This is a genomic window from Pseudomonas brassicacearum (assembly GCF_003732265.1).
Lineage (GTDB): Bacteria > Pseudomonadota > Gammaproteobacteria > Pseudomonadales > Pseudomonadaceae > Aquipseudomonas > Aquipseudomonas brassicacearum_D.
Window position 1 is genome coordinate 594 of sequence record NZ_MOBK01000038.1, and the last position, 300, is coordinate 893.

Annotated in this window: 1 pseudogene; it reads left to right on the forward strand. The window is 53.3% G+C overall.

From position 1 onward, the window contains the following. Positions 1-132: 132 nt before the first annotated feature. Positions 133-300 (forward strand): annotated as a pseudogene (locus BK660_RS29930) (GntP family permease); the annotation flags it as partial.

Consider the following 300-nt stretch of genomic DNA (forward strand, 5'->3'; position numbering starts at 1 on the left):
AACTCATTTGCGATTCAATCACTCAGATTAACTTCATATATTTCAGCAACTTAAATATCTGGCACAGTTCTCGCTAACGCCTCTCCCACACCCGTTCCACCCACAAAAATAACAATTCTGGAGAGACACACCATGAGTGTGATCATTGCCTTGGCAGCCCTGGCGCTGCTGATGCTGGCTGCCTACCGTGGCTACAGCGTTATCCTCTTCGCCCCGATTGCCGCCCTCGGTGCGGTCCTGCTCACCGACCCTTCTGCCGTCGCCCCTGCGTTCACCGGGGTGTTCATGGAGAAAATGGTC